At 39.3% G+C, this 4,612-nt stretch carries 5 protein-coding genes; 3 read left to right on the forward strand and 2 right to left on the reverse strand.

Annotated features, from left to right (window positions below; all coding sequences use genetic code 11):
- Window positions 1–707, reverse strand: a 707-nt coding sequence (gene cdaA / locus ACR2F7_RS01685) for a diadenylate cyclase CdaA (protein ID WP_432711881.1), incomplete at its 3' end; no start/stop codon positions are given.
- A 28-nt stretch (window positions 708–735) separates the two neighbouring features.
- Window positions 736–1,593: a dihydropteroate synthase gene (folP, locus tag ACR2F7_RS01690; protein WP_432711877.1), complete on the reverse strand. Its 858-nt coding sequence runs from the start codon at window positions 1,591–1,593 to the stop codon at window positions 736–738.
- Between the two features lie 54 nt (window positions 1,594–1,647).
- Between folP and ACR2F7_RS01695 the strand changes: the two genes are divergently transcribed.
- The 3 genes from ACR2F7_RS01695 to ACR2F7_RS01705 all read left to right on the forward strand — a co-directional run bounded on the left by ACR2F7_RS01695 (window position 1,648) and on the right by ACR2F7_RS01705 (window position 4,612).
- Window positions 1,648–2,190: a DUF1599 domain-containing protein gene (locus tag ACR2F7_RS01695; RefSeq protein WP_432711878.1), complete on the forward strand. Its 543-nt coding sequence runs from the start codon at window positions 1,648–1,650 to the stop codon at window positions 2,188–2,190.
- A gap of 212 nt (window positions 2,191–2,402) precedes the next feature.
- Window positions 2,403–3,554 (forward strand): BT_3928 family protein, encoded by a 1,152-nt coding sequence (locus tag ACR2F7_RS01700; RefSeq protein WP_432711879.1) that lies wholly within the window; start codon window positions 2,403–2,405, stop codon window positions 3,552–3,554.
- A 2-nt stretch (window positions 3,555–3,556) separates the two neighbouring features.
- Window positions 3,557–4,612: an ABC transporter permease gene (locus ACR2F7_RS01705; protein WP_432711880.1), complete on the forward strand. Its 1,056-nt coding sequence runs from the start codon at window positions 3,557–3,559 to the stop codon at window positions 4,610–4,612.

Raw genomic sequence — 4,612 nt, forward strand, 5'->3', positions numbered from 1 at the left:
CCTGTTTCTTCAGAAACGATAACGGCAACAGCATCCGTATTTTCAGAAATCCCAATACCCGCCCTGTGGCGCAAACCAAATTGAGGGGGCAGTTTGTCGTTCTCCGTTAAAGGTAAAATACAACTGGCACTTTTAATTTTGTTTTCTGAGATGACTACTGCACCATCGTGAAGCGGACTGTTTTTCTGAAATATACTCTCCAGCAGTCGTTTAGATATTTTAGCCTCTATCACCTCACAGCTATTGGCGAATAACTGGTCGTCGTAAAACTTTACAAATACAATCAGTGCACCTGTTCTTGATTTTTTCATGCTTTTACAAGCATCAATAATGGGTTTAATGCGCACCAGGTTGTCTCTTTCAATGTCTTTATTGCCAAATAGATAACCCCACCAGGCTTTGTTTTTCTGCAGGAAAGTATTTTTGCCAATAAGAAGTAAAAAGCGCCTGATCTCGGGCTGGAAGATGATGATCAGCGCTATGATGCCCACGCTCATGAATTTATTGATGATGGCAGATAAGAGCGTCATGTGCAGTGCATCTACCACAATATAAAGAAGCAGGATGATGAACATGCCCAGTAGCAGGTTAACTGCCAGGGTATTTTTAATCAAACTGTAAACGTAATAGATTAATATCGCCACTAAAATGATGTCTGCGACATCGGTAATCGTCACTTTTAAAAAATCGAAATCAAAACCTTTCATTAATGCCAAGTTAGTCATTATAAATAGATTAAGGTTGTTGCATTTGATGGATCAGCGTAATACACTCTTTGGCCTCCCTCACATCATGTACCCTTAAAATTTTGGCACCCTTTAATAAGGCAATGGTGTTTAACACGGTAGTGCCATTGAGGGCCTGATCTGGTGTAATGCCAAGGGTTTTATGGACCATCCCTTTCCTGGAAACGCCTACCAATAGGGGAAGGCCGAAAATATGGAGATCTTCTAATTCCTGCAGGAGCTTGAAGTTATGTGCCTGGTTTTTAGCAAAGCCAAACCCGGGATCTAGAATGATGTCTTTAACACCCAGTTGCCTTAACCGGGCTATTTTTTTCTCTAAATAATCAACAACTTCCAGGGTTACGTTTTCATATTGCGACTGTTGCTGCATAGTTTGAGGGGTACCTTTCATGTGCATCAAAATGTAGGGTACATTTAAGCTGGCTACCGTAGCAAACATCTCATCATCGAGTTCACCACCAGAGATATCGTTGACAATATGTGCCCCTGCAGCGATACTGCTTTTGGCAACTGAAGCTCTGAAAGTATCTATGGAGATCACAGCCTGGGAAAAAGTTTTTGAAATAGCCTCAATGACAGGCACAACCCTGTCAATTTCTTCTGCCTGGCTTACTTCTTGTGCACCAGGGCGCGAAGAATAACCACCTATGTCAATAAACCGGGCACCTTCCTGTAATAGGCTTTCTGTCTTTAATAGGGCTTGTTCTATGTTGGCCGTACAACTAGCACTAAAAAAGGAATCGGGGGTGATGTTCACAATTCCCATTACACTTGGCGTACTCAAATCAAGCAATTGGCCTTCAAGGTTAAGTGTTGTCTTTCGGTTTAAAAATGTATCTTTATCCATTGTTTAATACAAAAATACACTATTAAACAGCTTTAAACTAAATATTATATTGTTTTGGCTACAAAAACCACAGAAGAATACGATGCAGTAATAACGGTTTGTAAATCGTTATTTTTAAAAAAAACTAAAGACTATGGAACCGCCTGGCGTATCCTCCGTCCTCAATCTATTACCGATCAGCTTTTTATTAAAGCCCAGCGGATCCGCACCCTCGAAGAGAAGAAAATAGCTAAAATCGACGAAAGCATTACCTCAGAATATATCGCCATTGTCAATTATTGTGTAATTGCCATGATGCAGCTCCAGTTCACAGCAGCTGATCCTTATGAATTACAAGTTGATTTAGTAGAAAAGATGTTTGATGAGCAGGTGCAAAAAACCAAACAATTGATGTTGGATAAAAACCATGATTATGGGGAGGCATGGAGAGACATGCGGATTTCTTCGTTAACGGACCTTATTTTAATGAAGATTTTAAGGGTGAAGCAAATTGAAGATAACGCCGGTGCTACATTGGCTTCTGAAGGTGTAAATGCCAATTACCAGGATATGTTGAACTATGCTGTTTTTGCTTTAATTAAGTTAGATTTAAAATAACAAATAAACCATCATAAGGTCGCTTATAAAGTTTAGGAGTGTTTTTAAATTATATTAAATGAACTTGCAGCTTTTCAACAAAAGCAAAAGTCATTGTAATTTCATTCATAAAACAATAACACATAAAGTAATGTAACCAAATGAAATTGGAACTTCACAAAAACTACAAATTCATTATGGCTTCATCACAATTAAACAATAATAAATACAAAATGAAAAAAGGTCTGCTTCAATTTTCCCGATTTTTTGTTGGCATCCTGTTTATATTTTCAGGCTTCATCAAAGCAAATGATCCTCTTGGCTTTGGCTATAAACTGCAAGAATACTTTGAAGTTTTCCACCTGCCTTTTTTAAGTGGTTTTGCGACTGGTATAGCCATTTTTTTATGCGTACTAGAAATTGTTTTAGGTATCCTGCTGTTGTTAGGTTTATACAGTAGAAAAGTGATCACCGGTTTACTGGCCATCATTATCTTTTTTACTTTCCTCACTTTTGTATCTGCCGCATTTAAAGTGGTTACCTCATGTGGTTGTTTTGGCGATGCCATTCCACTTACACCGTGGCAATCATTTGGTAAGGACATCATCCTGCTGATTTTAATTGTATACCTGTTTATACACCGTGATAAAGTTTTACCGGTTATACATCACAAACGTAAACAACAGATTGCACTTTACCTTGCCTTCGGGGCTTCCCTTGCTTTTTCTATCGTTACCTACAGCATGCTTCCTTTTCTGGATTTTCTCCCTTATAAAGTAGGAGCCAACCTTCCAGAGCTGATGAAAACGCCGGAAGGGGCAGTGCCAGATGAGTTTCAGATCATCTATCACCTGGAAAATGAGCAAACGAAAGAGAAAAAGGACATGTCTGACAAAGATTACCTTAAAACGGAAATCTGGAAAGATACCAACTGGGTAATTGTTGGCGACCCAGACAAAAAGTTGCTAAAAAAGGGCGTTGAGCCTAAAATAAAGGACCTGGTTATTAGTGATGCTTCAGGCACCAATTATACTAAAGAATTGATTGAAAACCCATATTATAACATCCTCATTGTAGCTTATAATTTGGGTGATACCAATGAATCGGCTATGGCTGAGTTGAATGGTATAGCCTTAAAAGCTGCTGAGCAATTTAACATCAGAACGGTTTTACTCACCTCCAATTCTGCCCAGGATGCTAATGCTTTCAGCAATAAACTAAAGCTTGCTACAGAGATTTTTTATGCTGATGCAGTACCTTTAAAAAGTATGGTAAGGGCAAATCCTGGGATAGTTTTATTGAAAAATGGGGTTGTCATTAATAAATGGCATTACAACACAGTTCCTTCTTTTGAAAAATTAGCAGCAACTTACTTCAGCAAGTAAATATGTTCCAATACGCAGTAAAGAAATTCTTATATGGTTTAGCGGTCATTGCCGGCGTAGTGGTGGTGGTATTTGTGTTGTTTAACATTTTACCCGGCGATCCGGCAAGGATGACCATGGGACAGCGTTCTGATGTGCAGTCGCTTGAAGCGGTACGCAAAGAGTTTGGCCTGGATAAATCTAAACCGGTGCAGTTTTTTAATTACATTAATGACCTTTCGCCTATTGGCTTACATGAAAATAACTCCACAGCACAGCAGAAATATAATTACCTACAGCTTGTTTCTTTAGGGGAGGATGTTATAGCTTTAAAAATGCCTTACCTTCGCCGCTCTTATCAGACCAAACGTAATGTAACAACTATTCTTTCTGAAACTGTGCCCAATACTTTTATCCTGGCCATAACGGCTATGATTTTTGCGACCATTATTGGCGTTTTGCTAGGGGTAGTTTCTGCAGTTCACCGTGATACCTGGATCGATAAAGCTGCAAATTCTTTTGCCATTTTAGGAATCTCGGCACCTTCATTTTTCGCCGGAATTATTATTGCCTGGTTCTTCGGCTTTGTGCTCAGCGATTATACAGGCTTAAACATGTCAGGCAGCTTATATAGCTACGACCCTTTTGAAGGTGAAGTAACCACCTGGAAAAATCTATGGCTGCCTATGGTTACTTTAGGCTTACGTCCATTGGCCATCATTGTTCAATTAACGCGCAGTGCCATGTTGGATGTACTCGGACAAGATTATATCCGCACAGCAAGGGCCAAAGGTTTAGACAGAAAGGCGATCATCTATAAACATGCTTTGAAAAATGCCCTTAACCCTGTTATTACAGCTATATCAGGTTGGTTTGCCTCTTTACTGGCAGGTTCTTTCTTTGTAGAATATGTTTTTGGCTATAATGGCCTCGGTCGTACCACGGTTACCGCACTGGAAATGTCAGATTTTCCGGTGGTCATGGGCTCAATTTTATTTATTGCTTTTATATTTGTGGTGGTCAATATACTAGTAGACATCTTATATGCCTTTGTTGATCCAAGGGTTAAGCTCGCTTAA

The sequence above is a fragment of the Pedobacter sp. genome, assembly GCF_045628745.1.
Classification (GTDB): Bacteria; Bacteroidota; Bacteroidia; order Sphingobacteriales; family Sphingobacteriaceae; genus Pedobacter.